The sequence below is a fragment of the Priestia megaterium genome, assembly GCF_046599315.1.
Classification (GTDB): Bacteria; Bacillota; Bacilli; order Bacillales; family Bacillaceae_H; genus Priestia; species Priestia megaterium_F.
Genome location: NZ_JBKIKC010000001.1, coordinates 42911 through 59322, shown reverse-complemented (window position 1 = coordinate 59322; position 16412 = coordinate 42911). Strand labels below are relative to the sequence as shown.

The 16412-nt window shown below is 38.2% G+C and carries 19 protein-coding genes; 10 read left to right on the top strand and 9 right to left on the bottom strand.

Annotated elements, in window-relative coordinates; all coding sequences use genetic code 11:
• Positions 1-291: 291 nt before the first annotated feature.
• The gene (locus ACLHDF_RS00350; RefSeq protein WP_413917086.1) at positions 292-774 is read left to right on the top strand and encodes a DUF2243 domain-containing protein; all 483 of its coding nucleotides are present in this window, start codon (positions 292-294) and stop codon (positions 772-774) included.
• Positions 767-1525: a cytochrome c oxidase assembly protein gene (locus ACLHDF_RS00345; RefSeq protein WP_413917085.1), complete on the top strand. Its 759-nt coding sequence runs from the start codon at positions 767-769 to the stop codon at positions 1523-1525. The genes ACLHDF_RS00350 and ACLHDF_RS00345 overlap by 8 nt, the downstream gene beginning before the upstream one ends.
• Before the next feature lie 38 nt (positions 1526-1563).
• Here ACLHDF_RS00345 and ACLHDF_RS00340 read toward each other — a convergent pair whose 3' ends face one another.
• Complete coding sequence (locus ACLHDF_RS00340; RefSeq protein ID WP_413917084.1) at positions 1564-2448, bottom strand: YitT family protein; 885 nt, start codon at positions 2446-2448, stop codon at positions 1564-1566.
• Between the two features lie 301 nt (positions 2449-2749).
• Here ACLHDF_RS00340 and ACLHDF_RS00335 point away from each other — a divergent pair, with 301 nt between their 5' ends.
• The gene (locus ACLHDF_RS00335; protein ID WP_413917083.1) at positions 2750-2875 is read left to right on the top strand and encodes a hypothetical protein; all 126 of its coding nucleotides are present in this window, start codon (positions 2750-2752) and stop codon (positions 2873-2875) included.
• Positions 2876-2968: 93 nt separating this feature from the next.
• A complete protein-coding gene (locus ACLHDF_RS00330) occupies positions 2969-3442 on the top strand; it encodes a hypothetical protein (protein WP_413917082.1) in 474 nt (157 codons plus the stop codon).
• Between the two features lie 28 nt (positions 3443-3470).
• Here ACLHDF_RS00330 and ACLHDF_RS00325 read toward each other — a convergent pair whose 3' ends face one another.
• Positions 3471-3950 carry a GyrI-like domain-containing protein gene (locus ACLHDF_RS00325; RefSeq protein WP_413917081.1) on the bottom strand — a complete coding sequence of 160 codons (480 nt, stop codon included), beginning with the start codon at positions 3948-3950 and terminating at the stop codon, positions 3471-3473.
• Between the two features lie 222 nt (positions 3951-4172).
• Entirely contained in the window at positions 4173-4400 is a 228-nt protein-coding gene (locus ACLHDF_RS00320) for a hypothetical protein (RefSeq protein ID WP_413917080.1), read from the bottom strand.
• A gap of 128 nt (positions 4401-4528) precedes the next feature.
• On the opposite strand from ACLHDF_RS00320, the gene ACLHDF_RS00315 reads away from it, so the two are divergent.
• Complete coding sequence (locus ACLHDF_RS00315; RefSeq protein ID WP_413917079.1) at positions 4529-5527, top strand: NADP-dependent oxidoreductase; 999 nt, start codon at positions 4529-4531, stop codon at positions 5525-5527.
• 39 nt (positions 5528-5566) lie between these two features.
• On the opposite strand, the gene ACLHDF_RS00310 is transcribed toward ACLHDF_RS00315, so the two are convergent.
• On the bottom strand, positions 5567-6199 hold the full coding sequence (locus ACLHDF_RS00310) for a YitT family protein (RefSeq protein ID WP_057235141.1): 633 nt from the start codon (positions 6197-6199) through the stop codon (positions 5567-5569).
• A gap of 415 nt (positions 6200-6614) precedes the next feature.
• Between ACLHDF_RS00310 and ACLHDF_RS00305 the strand changes: the two genes are divergently transcribed.
• Positions 6615-7439, top strand: coding sequence for a 5'-nucleotidase, lipoprotein e(P4) family (locus ACLHDF_RS00305; RefSeq protein WP_413917078.1), 825 nt, complete (start codon positions 6615-6617; stop codon positions 7437-7439).
• A 226-nt stretch (positions 7440-7665) separates the two neighbouring features.
• Here ACLHDF_RS00305 and ACLHDF_RS00300 read toward each other — a convergent pair whose 3' ends face one another.
• A complete protein-coding gene (locus ACLHDF_RS00300) occupies positions 7666-8235 on the bottom strand; it encodes a GNAT family N-acetyltransferase (protein ID WP_413917077.1) in 570 nt (189 codons plus the stop codon).
• 305 nt (positions 8236-8540) lie between these two features.
• Here ACLHDF_RS00300 and ACLHDF_RS00295 point away from each other — a divergent pair, with 305 nt between their 5' ends.
• Positions 8541-9332, top strand: a complete 792-nt coding sequence (locus ACLHDF_RS00295; protein ID WP_413917076.1) for a sulfite exporter TauE/SafE family protein — start codon at positions 8541-8543, stop codon at positions 9330-9332.
• Positions 9333-9362: 30 nt separating this feature from the next.
• On the opposite strand, the gene ACLHDF_RS00290 is transcribed toward ACLHDF_RS00295, so the two are convergent.
• From ACLHDF_RS00290 to ACLHDF_RS00275, 4 genes are all read right to left on the bottom strand, one after another.
• A complete protein-coding gene (locus ACLHDF_RS00290; RefSeq protein WP_413917075.1) occupies positions 9363-10088 on the bottom strand; it encodes a class D sortase in 726 nt (241 codons plus the stop codon).
• A gap of 1 nt (position 10089) precedes the next feature.
• The gene (locus tag ACLHDF_RS00285; protein ID WP_413917074.1) at positions 10090-11223 is read right to left on the bottom strand and encodes a processed acidic surface protein; all 1134 of its coding nucleotides are present in this window, start codon (positions 11221-11223) and stop codon (positions 10090-10092) included.
• Between the two features lie 336 nt (positions 11224-11559).
• On the bottom strand, positions 11560-11691 hold the full coding sequence (locus ACLHDF_RS00280) for a hypothetical protein (protein ID WP_013057845.1): 132 nt from the start codon (positions 11689-11691) through the stop codon (positions 11560-11562).
• Between the two features lie 377 nt (positions 11692-12068).
• Positions 12069-12707, bottom strand: coding sequence for a hypothetical protein (locus ACLHDF_RS00275; RefSeq protein ID WP_413917073.1), 639 nt, complete (start codon positions 12705-12707; stop codon positions 12069-12071).
• 219 nt (positions 12708-12926) lie between these two features.
• On the opposite strand from ACLHDF_RS00275, the gene ACLHDF_RS00270 reads away from it, so the two are divergent.
• The 3 genes from ACLHDF_RS00270 to ACLHDF_RS00260 all read left to right on the top strand — a co-directional run bounded on the left by ACLHDF_RS00270 (position 12927) and on the right by ACLHDF_RS00260 (position 16259).
• Positions 12927-13484: a thioredoxin family protein gene (locus ACLHDF_RS00270; protein ID WP_413917072.1), complete on the top strand. Its 558-nt coding sequence runs from the start codon at positions 12927-12929 to the stop codon at positions 13482-13484.
• 383 nt (positions 13485-13867) lie between these two features.
• Positions 13868-15511, top strand: coding sequence for an APC family permease (locus ACLHDF_RS00265; RefSeq protein WP_413917071.1), 1644 nt, complete (start codon positions 13868-13870; stop codon positions 15509-15511).
• A gap of 124 nt (positions 15512-15635) precedes the next feature.
• Positions 15636-16259, top strand: a complete 624-nt coding sequence (locus ACLHDF_RS00260; RefSeq protein WP_413917070.1) for a LysE family translocator — start codon at positions 15636-15638, stop codon at positions 16257-16259.
• Positions 16260-16412: the final 153 nt, after the last annotated feature.

The following is a 16412-nucleotide window of genomic DNA, read 5'->3' as shown; positions in this document are numbered from 1 at the left end:
CTTCGCAAGTACTACCTTATACCTTTATGGTGAAAAGATGATGAAAAGTGAAACTGGGTATAAAAAAGACCTGCTTTGGGGAAACAGGTCATTAGAAAGGGAGTAAAACTATGAAAAAATATGCTAATTGGCTTCGCAAGTACTATCTTATACCTTTATGGTGAAAAGATAGTGAAAACAACATTAGGATATAGCTTCTATTTTTCCATATTATAGATTTATTTCTCTTTAATAGGGTATACGTTCATTAGAAACGATATAAACTTGAAGAACTGGCAGGGAGGTATATATATGGAAAAGGAAAGCGAATCAACTACGAATCAGCGCGTAGCTCACCGCACTCGAAATAGCTGGTCAGGCTTTTTGTTTGGCGTAGGGCTAGTTGCTTTTATTGATGAAGCAGTGTTTCATCAGCTGCTTCATTGGCATCACTTTTATGATAAGTCCACAACGGCTGCTGGTTTAGTATCAGACGGCTTATTTCACGCATTCAGCTGGTTTGCTACAATTATATCACTTTTTATGGTAGCTGATCTCAGGCGCCGGCACGGCTGGTGGGTGAAAAGGTGGGTAGGAGGGGTATTACTTGGAGCCGGAGTGTTTCAGCTTTATGACGGGACCGTGCAGCATAAACTCATGGGACTTCATCAAATCCGGTACGGAGTGAAAATTGCACCTTATGATATTACGTGGAATGTACTTGCATGTTTGATGCTGCTCATTGGCATCGTTTTAACATGGCTTACAAGAAAACAAGGTGCACAGCATGACTAATTATGAAGTGCTATCTCAGTTTTTACTAGCGCTGCCTTTTGCAGCTGCCTTTCTTTTATACATGTGGGCCGTAGTGTTTTCGAATGCAACATATAAAAAATGGTCGCCATACAGAACAGCTTACTGGACACTTGGTATTGTATGTGCCATGTGTTCCGTAGCAGGGCCGCTCGCAGCTCGTGCTCATATGGACTTCACTGCGCATATGGCGGGGCATTTGCTTTTAGGTATGCTAGCTCCGCTTTTAATGGCTTTAGGAGCACCTCTTACGCTATTGCTTCGCACGCTTCCGGTTCGCGCAGCTAGAGAGGTTTCCAAACTGTTAAAAGGGCGGTTTGTTCGGTTTATCAGCAGTCCGGTGACAGCTTTTGTTCTTAACATAGGAGGACTTTGGATTCTTTATACCACAAGTCTGTATGGCATGATGCATCACTCTTTTTTCGTGCATGCTGCCGTACATATCCACCTGTTTTTAGCGGGCTATTTGTTTACCATATCAATAATTTCAATTGATCCTTCGCCGCATCAGAAAACTTTTACGCACCGAGCATCCGTATTGGTTCTTGCTCTTGCCGCTCACGGTATTTTATCAAAATATGTGTACGCTCACCCGCCTATGCACGTATCGGCGGAAGGGGCGCAGCAAGGGGCTATGCTGATGTATTACGGAGGCGATTTAATCGACTTATGTTTAATTGTGCTTCTTTGTTATGAGTGGTTTAAGCGAGTTCAAAAAGTCTCTCTCATATAAAAAACACGCAGATAGCATGATGCTTTCTGCGTGTTTTTTTAGTGAATGTTTCGTTTTTTAAAGCGTCCGCCGCGGACTTCAGTAATATCCGCAACGGCTAAAAAGGCAGAAGGATCAAAATCTTCAACAATAGTTTTTAGCTTTGATTCTTCAAGACGTGTAATGATGCAAAAAATTACTTTTTTATCATCACCGGTATAAGCGCCTTCACCGTGCAAATAGGTAACGCCGCGACCTAGACGCGCATTAATCGCATCGCCAATTTCATTAGAATGCTCACTAATAATCCAAGCTGATTTTGATTCTTCCAATCCTTCTACAACCGTATCAATAGCTTTGGCTGCAATGATGTAAGCAAGGATGGAATACATGGCGCGGTCCCACGTGAATACAAATCCCGCCGCTCCTAAAATGAAGAAGTTGAAAAACATCACAATTTCTCCCACAGAAAACGGAATTTTTTTGCTGATTAAAATGGCAAGTATCTCCGTACCGTCAAGCGCTCCGCCGTAGCGAATTACGAGTCCAATTCCAATTCCGAGAATAATTCCACCAAACACGGTAGCAAGAAGCACGTCTGCGGTAAACGCGGGGACATGGTGGAACGCAGAAGTTAAGATGGATACAACCAGTATGCCAAAAATGGTGGAAAGAGCAAATGTTTTTCCCATTTGCTTGTACCCAATAAATACAAACGGAAGATTTAGTACAAAAAGAAAGATTCCTAGATTTACGCCTGTAAGGTGCGATAGCATGATAGAAATACCGGTGATTCCTCCGTCGATAACGTGGTTAGGAACAAGAAAAATTTCAAGTCCTGTGGCCATGAGCAGTGCACCAATCGCAATGGCAATGGCCCTTCCAAATATTTGCCCCTTGGACAGCTTTCGGTGCTGAATTTTCGCTTTTTCGAGTTCTGTCATTTGCATGTCTCCTTTGATGTCTCCTATGTATTTCTCACTTTAGAAAAGTGAAACCATCTTTAATTATACCTTACTATGTACAATTAGTGGGAGGCAGACGCATTAATTACTATTTTCTCTACATAAAAAAGCCTGCTTTAGAGTCATAAGCAGGCTTTTTACGGAGTAAAACGATGAAAAAAGATAGTTGGCTTCACGGCTTTAACTATATAGAAACTTGATGAAAAAACAGTGAAAACGCCGGCATGTACGGTAAGAAAATCGGGGATACTAGTTAAAAAAGCCAAAAGGAGATGACGAAATGAATATGTGGATGGTGTATAATCACTTGATGCATTCGCAAACCTTTTTAAGCAGCGTATTAATTAGCGGTATTCTTCTTGTTAGTGGAGGATTTATATACGGCAGAATAATGAGCAAAAAGTGAACCTAATATTGCCACGGATAGGTTGTTAATGGAAGATGCTCGATAACTGCTTGGTTAATGTTATACTTGCTCCATAAGCGTGGAGGTGTCAGCATGAACAAGCATTATGATCTAACAGCATCATACGGAGAATCGTTAGTAACGTGTGAACATCAGTTCGAAGCTGGCTATTACTATCATCAAGTGAGCGAACAGTGCATGAATCAAATCCATGAAATAAGCAAAGTGGTAGATGAATTTGCCGTTGATTTTACAGATGAAAGTTTGAAAATCTTAGAGCTGCTTTACTATGATTTAGAAGACAGCAATTGCTTTGACTATTTTTCGATGACAAAAGAAGAATTTGAAGAATGTATGGGCGTATACTTTGGTGAAGTGGTTACGTCTACTATTGACGCAGCGCGCTGGGTTGTGAAAGAATACCCGCTTATGGAAAACAAGTATGTGACCGGAATTGAAAAAGGCAATCTTTCACTTATGTTTCCTCATGGCTTTTTTAACCACAAAGAGCGTCATCCAGAGTGCGCTTTTACCCTCTATCATTTATATAAACAGCTGCAAAAATAGTAAAAAGGTGAACGCAAGTTCACCTTTTTTATTGTCCAAGCTTTATAGGAATATAAATATCCATTTCGTATGTATCACTATATAAATTGCTGTGTATATCTGTATTTACAATTTCAAGAGCAGGACCTTCAATCATGCTGTAAGAAGAGTTCGGCAGCCATTCATTCCAGATGCTGTTATACGTCGACCCAAGCGATGTAATTGGACCTGTGTGTTTGAACTTCAGGTATGTGAACGAAGGAAACGTATGAACGCTCATACCGTTTGGAATACAAGCCGTATCAGCCACTTCTGTACCTGCAATATAAAAATAATTTTCTTTTCTCGGAGCCATGCAAATGCCTGTAACCATATGAGGTTCTTTTGAAGAGCTAATCATTTCTTTTTCCTTAAGTATTTGCTTCAAAAGATTCTCTTTTTGATACTCTCCGTTTTTTGCTATGCCTATCACTGAAAATCCTTCTTTATATACAACTTTACCTTGCATAATCCACCTCGAATTTTTCAAGCTCTAGCTCTTATTCTATCAATTATAAATTACTTTACCGTGATTGTAACATAATCTTAAGTAGATATCGATGCAGAAAATGGAACATGAGTAAAGCTTCAAATACGTGCTTGAGATACCGACCTTATTACATAAAAACAGCGCAGGAATTCGTGCGCTGTTTTTACTGATGTAACACTTTATTTATATAACGTTTATGAAGGGCAAATACGGGAAAACCCCTTAATATAAGTCAAAATGGTAGCTAAACCAGTAGTCGTCCTGCACATGTTTTGTGTTTGAAGCGACAATATGCTCATGACCTTGTTCATCCGTGGCAATCCAGTTGTAGTTGATGTCCATTTTAATCGGATACATATTGCCTTTCTTAAACAAAATAACTGGGGGAGTTACTTCAACAAACTCGTTTAGTTTTTTAACAACATCTTCTTTACAGCGAATTAGCTCCATGTTTCTTTCTCCTTCGGTGTTATTGCACAATCATATTTTTTGCATTGTGCACAATATATATTTTAAACTAACAGAAGTAAGTTTAGCACATTTTACAAAAAACAGAGAAATAAAAAGGAGCGATAGCGATGAATGAACAAATTTTATTAGCAGAACGCCCAAAGGGAATGCCAACAAAAGATACGTTTAAATACGAAAAAATTGAGATGCCTACAGCAGAAGAAGGGGAAGTAATTGTTCAAACGCTTTACCTTTCTGTCGATCCGTATATGAGAGGACGCATGAACGATACAAAATCATATGTTCCTCCATTTGAGCTAAACGCACCACTTGCAGGCGGCATTGTAGCGCGTGTAACGGAATCAAAATCAGATCGCTTCAAAGAAGGCGATATCGTGACAGGAATGCTTCCTTGGAAACGCTATTCAGCCGCAGAAGCAAAAAACTTACAGAAAGTTGATCCAGAGCTAGCGCCAATCACAACGGCTATCGGCGTTCTTGGTATGCCAGGTCTCACAGCTTACTTTGGACTGCTTGAAATCGGTCAGCCAAAAGAAGGCGAAACAGTGGTCGTTTCCGGTGCAGCAGGTGCTGTTGGATCTGTTGTTGGTCAAATCGCTAAAATTAAAGGCGCACGTGTTGTAGGCATCGCAGGTTCTGAAGATAAAATTGCTTATTTAAAAGATGAGCTCGGATTTGATGAAGTGATTAACTACAAAAAAGGAAATGTGAAAGAAGCGTTAGAAAAAGCGTGTCCTAATGGCGTTGATGTTTACTTTGAAAACGTTGGAGGAGAGATTTCAGATGCGGTTGTTAGCTTATTAAATAAATTTGCGCGCATTCCGCTTTGCGGCCAAATTTCACTGTATAACTTAGAAAAACAAGATGTTGGGCCGCGTGTTCAAACACCGCTGTTAATTAACAGTGCGTTGATGAAAGGCTTTATTGTAGCAGATTATGCAGACAAATTCCCTGAAGGTATTAAGCAGTTAGGCGAATGGGTGCAGCAAGGGAAAATCAAGTACAGCGAAAATGTTGTAGAAGGTTTTGAAAATGTACCTGAAGCGTTCCTTGGCTTATTTGAGGGAGCAAACTTAGGAAAACAGCTTGTAAAAGTCTCAGAATAAGTGTAAAAAACCGTGCAGGATCTTCCGGCACGGTTTTTTTTACATTGTTGAAGCCGTTTGTTGTTTGGCTTCTTCTTCAATATGTTCACCAGTTCGTTCGATTGGCGAGCGTTTGTGATAGCGTCCGAGCAGTCCTGTCATGATAAAGATACCAATTAACGAATAAAGAACTTGCACCACACCGAATACTACTGTTGCAGAGCCGACAATTAATACATCTGTCAAAAGCATTGTCTTACCTGGGTTAATGCCAAATCGTTTATCGAGAAACACACATAGCATGTTGATGCCGCCGAGAGAAGAACCGTGGCGGAATAAAAAGATTAGTCCAATGCCCACAATAATGCCGCCCACAACAGCAGCTACAAGCGGATGCGGAAGCGCAAATGAAAAGTTCGCAGCTAATAAGTCGGACATCACTGACATCAGGCTAACGCTGATGAAGCTTTTTATCGTAAATTGAAGCCCAATTTGCGTAAGAGCCATAAAATAAAACGGTAAATTAATAATAAAGAACAATACCCCAAATGAAATACCCGTTAAATGCTGCAGCACAATTCCAAGTCCTGCCGTTCCGCCAATAACAAGGTTAGAAGCGGTTAAAAATTGAATCCCGATGGCAACGCATAAACAGCCAAAGGTAATCCATCCCCATTGTTTTACGTGATTCATATCTCCATCCCCTTTTGTATATTTATACAATACTTTTGATAGAAAACACCGTCTTTTAATTCACAAAATCTATTTTACTATATATCTTTTCAAAAAAAAGCACTTTTGTGAGAGAAACTAACATAAGATAAAAAGTTAGATAATTCAGATTTATTGAGGTTTTTGAAGCAGATGAGAGATAAACCAACATGTTTCTAAAAAAAGATTAAAAAGAAAGAATGAAAAAAGCGCATTTCGGAAAATGTATAAACAAATATTTGGATAATGGTTAAAAAAAGGAAGGAAACATTAAATAAAGCGAACTATTTAAATAAAAAATAAAATATCATTCGTTTTTATATTGGTTTTTATTTTGATTTAGGTAAAATATAACATTGTTATTATAAAAATATGTAGAGGTGGAAGTGGATACAAAATGAATAAGAAATTATCAGCGTTAACAGGGGTGGCTGTACTTGCTTTTTCGCTTACAGCATGTGCCCCTCAGCAGGAAAAAGAAGTGTCGGCTGAGAAAAAAGAACCCCTTCAAAACCTAGCTGATCAGCAAATTATGGCAGACGCTTGGTATCAAACGTCCGGTGAAATGAAAGCTTTGTATTATCAAGGCTACAATACAGGGAAGCTTCGCTTAGATGAGGCGCTTGCAAAAAGTACCCATAAAAGGCCTGCCATTATTTTGGATTTAGATGAGACCGTGCTTGATAATGGTCCATTTCAAGCTTCGGCCATCAAAACTGGGAAAGGATTTCCTTATAAGTGGGATGAATGGGTGCAAGCAGCAAAAGCGAAAGCAGTACCAGGTGCTGTTGATTTCCTGACGTATGCGGATCAAAAAGGCGTAGATATTTACTACATTTCAGGTCGTACAACTTCTCAACTTGAGGCAACGATTAAAAATCTAAAGAATTTACATATTCCTCAAGCAACCAAAGATCATGTGCTGTTAACGGGTCCAAAAGATGAGGGAAAAGAAACGCGACGTCAAAAAGTAGCGACGTACCATAATGTAGTCCTACTGTTTGGTGATAATTTATCCGATTTTAGCGGCTTTGATAAAAAGTCTATTAATGAGCGGAATAAGCTTGTAGAAGAGCAAAAAGAAGCGTTTGGCCAAAAACTAATCGTGTTTCCAAATCCAATGTATGGAGATTGGGAAGGAGCTATTTATAACTACGATTACTCGATTTCGGGCAAACAAAAAGATAAGCTTCGTCGCGAACAGCTTCAGTATTTCAACTAAAAAAGAGGTTGAGACATAACGAAATCGCTCCAATCCAAAGACGAACAAATTGGATACATGAAACCTATGTTCACCATCACAATAAAAAATCCGAACGAGGTTGATTCTCCATTAAGAATCAACCTCGTTCGGATTTTCCTCCAACTAACATATTGTTGTGCCAGCCTCTTTTAATCTTTCCACTATAGCCTGTTCAAACGATAGCTTGTACAAATGATCCTGCTTTTTAAGAAAGAAGCCAAGGGGCATAAGGGGCTTGCTTCCATTCATGTTTTAACATCCCATAAATCACAAGGTCGTGGTAGTGATCATATAGATATTCACCTTCTCTGCAAATGCCTTCTTCTGTAAAGCCTAGGCGTGTAGGAATCGCTTTGCTTTTTTTATTATTAACGCCGCAGCGTATTTCAACTCGATGAAGGTTTAACGTATTAAACGCATAATTCAGGCATCCGTGTACAGCTCTTGTCATGATACCTTTTCCTTGGAAATCATGTCCAATCCAATAGCCAAGACTTGTGCTTTTATTTCCCCAATTAATTCCGTGAAAACCAATCATCCCAGCGATTTCTCCGTAGTACCTAATGATGGCCTGGAACCCTTGGTTATTATAGTATTGAGCTCTCCATTCAGGGATGAGTTCATCATAGTCAGCAATACTTTGCATGCTATCTACCCATGGGAGCCATTCTTTTAGGTAAGGTCTTGACTCGTTAATAAGAGAAAGCAAGGGGAATGCGTCAGTTGATTCGATTAAATGCAAACTAACTTCGTCATCAATTTTGTATTCAAACATACGAAAGCCTCCTGTGATGATGGGCCTGCTGAGATAAGCGTAGCGTGTAGGCAGTTCTAACATCTAGTTTTTCTTTATTCTACCACAAGTAGCAGAGTGGAGAAGGAGGAAGTTTAAGCTGAAAGTAAATAACGCATAAAGTCGATAGGATTTTAATGATTAAAAAAATTAATAATTGAAAGCACTTTTATCAATATTCTTACAGAAAAGAAGCGTATACAGTGATACAATGGAAGAAGAGATAAGCAGTTGTATTTATACATACTAAACATGGTATTGGATTGATAAAAGCAGGTGGTAAAAACATGGAAGTACAACTATTAATAACGGTATTTGCACTCGGGTTTTTCGGGTCATTTTTAGCGGGTATGCTTGGAATTGGAGGATCAGTTGTTTTGTATCCGCTGTTGTTATTTGTTCCGCCTCTTGTAGGAGTAGGAGCATTCAGTGCGCATGAAGTAGCTGGTATAGGAGCCGTACAGTCGCTGTTTGCGTCTGTTTCAGGAGCTCTTGCTTACAAAAAAGGCGGCTACTTGAATAAGCCGTTAATTTTATATATGGGTGTCAGCGTCTTAGCTGGCAGTCTCATTGGTTCAACGCTATCAAACTCGTTTTCAGAAGGAATGATCAATTTCATTTACGGCGTGATGGCAACAATTGCAGCGGGATTAATGTTTATGCCTAAAAAGAATAATCCGGCGGACGATTCATTTGAAGTGACATTTTCAAAACCTTTGGCAGCAACTCTGGCTTTTTTAGTTGGAATTTGCGGGGGAATTGTCGGAGCAGGGGGCGCATTTTTACTTGTACCTATTATGATTACCGTGTTAAAAATTCCTGTGCGTGTAACAATTGCAAGCTCATTAGCCGTGACGTTTATTTCGTCTATGGGAACAACATTTGGTAAAGTCATGACGCATCAAGTCCTATTGCTTCCGGCACTCATGATTATTGGAGCAAGCCTACTAGCAGCTCCGATCGGCGCTTTTGTAGGGCAAAAAACGAAGGTAGCGTCGCTGCAAGTTATCTTAGCGATCGTTATTACGGCGACTTCGGTGAAAATATGGTTTGATTTACTGATGAAATCTATTCATTAAAAAAAAGCTGCCTTTTTAAGAGCAGCTTTTTTACGTTGTTTTTGATGACACAAGGTGAGCGACTAAAATATAGCGTTCAGGTGCTGAGCCAATGTAGTTAAATGGATAGCAGGTGCTGACGGTTAAAGTGGCTCTAGGCTTTGGCACAATAACAGTGCGGTCATCCGCATCAACAATTCGTACTTTGTTCACTTTATATGTGAAGGTGCCTGCTGCCGTGTTCACCACGAGCGAATCGCCTTCACCTACGTCACCAAGCTTACGAAAAACCGTATCACGATGTCCTGATAGAACAGAATTGTCATTTTGACCAGGTAACACGCTTCCGGCAAAATGACCAACGCCTTTTTCTAATTCATCTTCGTTTGTACCATGATAAATCGGCAGCTTAGCGTTTAATTTAGGAATATATAATTCTCCCATTAAATCACCGATTTTTGGCTGTTTCGAATAAGACACATTTGACACTTTCGGCTTTTTTTCTGAGCTAGCAGTACGAGAGGGTACCGGTTTTTTAGATTCAACAGCAGAATCTTCAGGAGAGGAGTCTGCTGCTGAAGGTTCCTTGCTTTTAGAAACTGAAGCTGCGGCAGGTTCTTCTGTATCCATTGTTTTAAATGCCAAATAGCCCCTTGCAAATTTATAGGCATTTGTTGTTGTAAACCAAAGACCAAAGCAAATGACGGCGGATAAAAGGGAAAGAACAATCAACCGCTTTTTGCGATTGATTGTTCTTCTTGTTTTTCTTGGTTCCATTTTATGCGCGTCTCACTTTGCGGAAAAGAACAAAGCCAGCTGCTACAAGTACTAATCCAATTAATGTATTTGTTACATAATTAGAAGCCGTTTCCGGAAGTTTTGCACCTTTAACGGTTTTCTGCACAGCACTATTTGTTTGTTTTTTCGCCGGTTCCTGTTTCTTTTCAACTGCTGGCTTTTGCGTTTGAGCTGGCTTTGCTACAGCTTCAGCAGATTTTTCTACTTCTTTTCCTGTGTCTGTGATGATATCAGAATTGAACATATCGCCTGTGATCACCATGTCTGCTAAAAATTTACCGTCTGTCGTATAAAGAGAAATTTTTAGACTTGCATTTTTTAATTCTTCTAAGTTGATTAAATCAGTAAGAGAAAGCGGTTTTTCATTTCCGCCTTGTACAAGTGAAAATTTAGCGTCTAAATGGAAGATTGATAGTAGCTCTTTATAAATAGACATTAATTCGGCGATTTGATCCGCAGATAATTCTGTTGCTGTATCAAAATCTTCGAATGCCGCTAAGCGCTCTCCTAATTGATCTAAGCGGTTAAGCGTTGCTTCGTTTGAAAGCTCATCTTCTAACGATGTAAAGTGCGCTTCAATTCGATCTAATTCTTCTGAAGTTAAGCCGAATTCAGACTGCATAAATGAAAGTAGGTCAGTTAAATCTTCTTCGCTTAATTCATCATCGTAAGAAGTGTCCTCTTCGTCATATGACTCATCATCTTCATACCAATCATCGCCTTCTAGATAGAAGCCGACATCCTCGTATAAATCATCTAGGTACACATAATCATCTAAGCTTTGGCCATTCTCTTTTAATAATGCATTTAAGCTTGTTTTGTCTAAGTCAAAATCTGCATACACATCTTGCATGTTATGTAAGTCAGCTGCAATTGGTTCACCTAAAAAGTCTTCTAAATCTGCGATTGTATCGTAGTTTTCAAGACTATCATCATAAAGTGAAAGTGAATATTCAACGTCGTCTTTGGTTACTTCAAAGCCTCTCGTTTGGCTTACCGATTTTAAATACTTGTTGAAATCTGCGTCAAATGTTGACGCGGCTGCGAATGAAGACGTTGGAAATACGCCAACAAACAGCAGAAATGATAATAAAATTGTCCCCAGTTTTTTCATCAATTTTCTCCTTTTTTTACGTTTTCTACAAGATTATATAGTAAGAGTTATAAATTTACAATATATACTTATATTATATATACCTTGAATATAGTGGTAATTTTAGGTATTTGTAGAACTATATATTTTGAGAACCCCGTATGGAAGAGAGCGGAAAGACCTAGATACAAAAAATAAGAAAAAGATTTATGAAATATTTTTGGTAGAAGCGGAAATAGAAAAAAGCATCAAAAAAGAACAGCACTTAGAAGCTGTTCTTTTTGAAATGATATGTAAGCCATAGCATAGATGGTTGAAATTCGATACCGTTCCGCTTTAGAAAAAGGTGGTTATGAGTTATGATTTTAGTAAGGATAAAGAAGAAAAGTGAGAGCGCGGTTTTGTCAGCTCTATTTTAATTCCTTTTAGTCTTAAACGTTCTACAAACTGTTTGCGTTTTTTTCGCTTTTCATGCGGGGATTGATTCATATTTGCCTCATCCTCCATATTTAGTCAAGTAGCTAACATATCATTATCATAATCAAAAGATGACGGTTACACAATAAACATTCTTAAATATTCACAAAGATTTAAAATTTGTTACATTGATAGTGTACATGTACCCGATTCTCTTTTTTTCTAACATCTCAATGTGCTGTTTTTAAATTGAAGTTTGCAATTCCTGTTGTATTATCAAAATTTAATTAAAGTGAGTTGATTCCATAAAGATTCATAAGGCTAATATTCATTTTGAGCAGCGTATGATTGAATAAGTAGGTAGCTATTAAAATAAAAAAGAAACCCTTATTCATTAAGAGTTTCCGCAGCTCTTGCTTATTGGCATCCAGGCCAGTCCTTATTGTGTTTTATTGATCTTCTGGATCTACTTCAAGGCTTTCAACTTCGTTATTCTTTTTTACTTCTAATCGTACGACTTTATTTTTACTATCTCCAGACATATTATCATTATCTAGCTCAAAGTCTTTCGCTTTTTTATAGGTCTTTTCTCCACTAGATACTTTTATGGTGAGGTTCTTATCTGTTTCACTAGTTAATTTTCCAATTACGCTGTAATCTCCATTAGATTCTTTTTCATAGATACCATTTGAATCAGCTTTTGCCAGAGCCGTTAATTCTAAGCTTTCAGCATTTTGATCTTTAGCATTAATCTCTACTTTTACCTGTTTTCCATCGATGTTTTTAGGTGTATCTTTTTCTTTCTTAAACGAATTCTTCTTAGGTATCTTCACCTGTTTATCATCAATGACAAGCGTTAGCTCATCGTTTGTTTCTTTGTCTAAAGTTCCTACTAAATCAAAGTCCTCATCCTGTTTACTGTCAGGGTCTTTAGAATACCGCTGTAAATTTGATTTGTTTTCAGAGGAACTGCTTTCATTTTGAGATGTATTTTGAGATGAATTATCTTGGTTGGAGCAACCCGTCAAAGATCCTGCGGCTAAAGCTCCGGCTAATGAAATAGATAGCGTTAACATTTTTTTGTTCATATGGTTTACTCCTCCTTTTTTACTTATAGTTAATATTGCCTTTCTTATATAGAAGTAAACAGGCAGAATTTTGACGGAATGTCTTAACAAAATGAACCCGCAAATTTTTATAGTTTGATTCATTGTTCTTAAAAGCTATACTAATAGTGCGTGTAGAAAAAAGGAAAACGAGACTTTACATCCCATCTATTCGTATACAAAAAAGAAAGAGGGATTTCTATGAAAACAGAACAGCAGTATTTTGAAGAAGGAAAATCAATTCAAACATATATGAACGACATGAGTACATTAAAAGAGGAAAGTTTGGCTGTGTATGAACAATTTCAACTTCCCAAAGATGGACTAGCGGACATATTAAAGACTCATCAGCTTCACTTCTTAGCGATCACTGAAGATTGGTGTGGAGATGCGATGATGATTAACCCAATCATTCGTAAAGTAGCTGAAACTGCAGGCATTGACATGCGCGTTGCACTGCGAGATGCGGATACAGAATTAATTGATCGCCACTTAACAAACGGCGGACGTGCTATTCCGATTATTTTAATTTTTAATAACGAAGGGGATTTACTCGGAAAATGGGGTCCTCGTGCTCCCGAAGTTCAGCAAATCGTTGATGAGCTTCGTGCCACGCTGCCTTCAAAAGAAGATCCTTCGTTTGAAGAAAAACAAAAAGAAGTCTTTGGAGCTTTGCGAACAAGATATAAAGAGGAACCCGCTCTTTGGTCATATGTGTATAAAAGCTTTAAAGAAACGGTATTGGCTATTGTGAAATAACTCAAAAAAGCAAGCTGAAATGAGCTACATCATTTTAGCTTGCTTTTTTTCTGACATTTACCACAAGATAGCGTGTATATCCTTTAATGGAAAGGCCGGTTTTCTTAGCCGTAGTATTCGAAATGCGTACTTCTATTTATGAATACACGAGAAATTCTAAAAAAACTAAATATTTTTTATTCAAAACGCGTACTTTTTACCTTGATGATGATATAATAACAAATAATAAATGAAGGAGGTAGATACGTTAATGGATGTAAAAATTTTTGGTCATTATTTTTAAGCGGGATTTTTAGAGTTTGAAACAGATTATATTTTTTCTATTTAATGAAAGCGCTTAATAACTCACTTCTCAGAAAATATAGAAGAAAGGTGTTAGATACATGAATAACTTACATAGAAAAATGGGAACTTTTTCTCTCATGATGGTAGGTCTTGGGTCTATTATTGGATCCGGATGGCTGTTTGGAGCATGGAGAGCTGCTCAAATTGCAGGACCTGCAGCAATTGCTTCTTGGATTATTGGAATGATTGTTATTTTATTTATAGCTCTTTCTTACAGTGAACTAGGGTCTATGTTTCCAGAAGCAGGAGGTATGGTTAAGTATACGCAATACTCGCACGGCTCATTTCTTGGCTTTATTGCTGCTTGGGCAAACTGGATTGCAATCGTATCGGTTATTCCTGTTGAAGCGGTTGCCTCTGTTCAGTATATGAGTTCATGGCCGTGGGAGTGGGCGGGATGGACAGGCAGTTTAGTAGAGAACGGGATACTTACTGGAAAAGGCTTAGCTATTGCTACAGGACTATTAATCGTTTATTTTCTTTTAAATTATTGGACCGTAGGCTTATTTTCGAAAGCTAATTCACTTATTACCGTTTTTAAGATTGTGATTCCAGGTCTTACAATTGGTGCTCTTTTATTTGGAGGATTTCACGGAGGAAATTTCTCCTCTGCAGGAGGCGTTGCTCCAAATGGATGGGCAAGCGTTTTGACAGCCGTTGCTACTTCTGGGATTGTGTTTGCTTTTAATGGTTTTCAAAGCCCCATTAATATGGCTGGAGAAGCGAAAAATCCGGGACGATCTATTCCGATTGCAGTAGTAGGCTCCATTTTAATTGCAACCGTGATCTATGTTTTGCTTCAAATTGCGTTTATTGGAGCGGTAAATCCTTCAGAAATTGTAAAAGGGTGGAGTCATCTTAACTTTAATTCGCCGTTTGCCGATTTAGCGATTGCATTAAATATTAACTGGCTTGTTATTGTTTTATATGCGGATGCTTTTGTATCACCATCAGGAACAGGGATTACGTATACAGCTACAACTTCACGCATGATTTATGGCATGGAGAAAAATAAATACTTGCCGAATATACTAGGAAGAGTTCATCCGCTTTACGGAGTTCCGCGTCAAGCAATGTTCTTTAATTTGTTTGTCTCATTCATTTTTTTATTTTTATTTAGAGGCTGGGGAATATTAGCCGAAATTATCTCTGTAGCTACATTAATTTCGTATCTTACCGGTCCTATTACGGCTATGACCTTAAGAAAAACCGGGACGGAGCTTTATAGACCTTTACGTATAAAAGGGTTAAAGGTAATTGCACCTCTTGGCTTTATTTTTGCTTCACTTACTCTTTACTGGGCAAGATGGCCGTTAACTGGACAGGTATTATTTATCATTTTAATTGGGTTACCAATTTATTTTTATTATCAAGCAAAATCAAAATGGAAAGGCTTTGCTCAAAACTTCCGAGCTGGCGTTTGGATGATTGTCTACTTATTATGTATGATGACAATCTCGTGGATAGGAAGTGAAAAGTTCGGGGGACTCAATATTATCAAATACGGTTGGGATATGGGTATTATTTCAGTTGTTGCACTTTTCTTTTATGCTTGGGCACTTAAAAGTGGATACAAAACAGAGTATTTAAAAGAGGCAATCGATGTCAATAATGAAATGAAAGCAGCAAAAATGCAGGCTGCCTCGGCTAAAGAGCCCGTTATAGACAAACAAATTAAATAAGTAGTAAAAAAGCAGTCTGAATACATCAGGCTGCTTTTTTAGGCATACATTGTATTTTTTTGAATAATAGGTAGTAAAAAAATGCTATAATGGTGGGCAAAATCATGCAAGGGGAGAACGACTTATGGATATCGTATCAATCATCTCTTTTTTAGGTGTAGCCGCTTTGCTTACTGTTATGCCTGGTCCTGATAACTTATTTGTCTTGGCACAAAGTATATCAAACGGTAAATATGCAGGGATCTCAACTTCATTAGGGCTTTGTACTGGTTTGCTTGGTCATATAGCTGCGGCCACCTTGGGTCTATCGGCTATTATTTATCAATCGGCTTTAGCGTTTGCTATTGTCAAGTATGCTGGGGCAGCTTATTTATTATTTCTGGCTTATAAAACGTTTACAGCCAAAGATTCTGCTCTCGCTCTTGAAAATAAAGAAGCTGTTATGCACAAAGTATTATATAAAAAAGGGGTAATTATGAACCTACTAAACCCAAAAGTTTCACTTTTTTTTCTTGCTCTTTTACCTCAGTTTGTTAATCATTCAACTGGACACGCCACACAGCAAATGCTTGTTTATGGAGCTGTATTTTTAGTTCAAGCCCTGATTATTTTTACATTAATTAGTCTTTTTGCAGGGAAAGTAGGGGATTTTTTGCGAAAATCTCCGGCGCTGTCTAAGCGACTTAACCTCGTGCAAGGTTCTATCTTTACGCTTATTGGCTTAAAAATTGCTTTCAGTGAAAAATAGCAGTAGACACGCCAGTGAACCTGCTTTTTATCTCCATTAAGTCGCTTATAAAAAAGCGGCTTTTTGTGCTTTAAAAACAGCGGAGGGCAGCAGGTAGAATCTAGTTTTTTGAGTTAATGTTCTCGAAATGTTAAGAGGACGAACCCTTCTTGT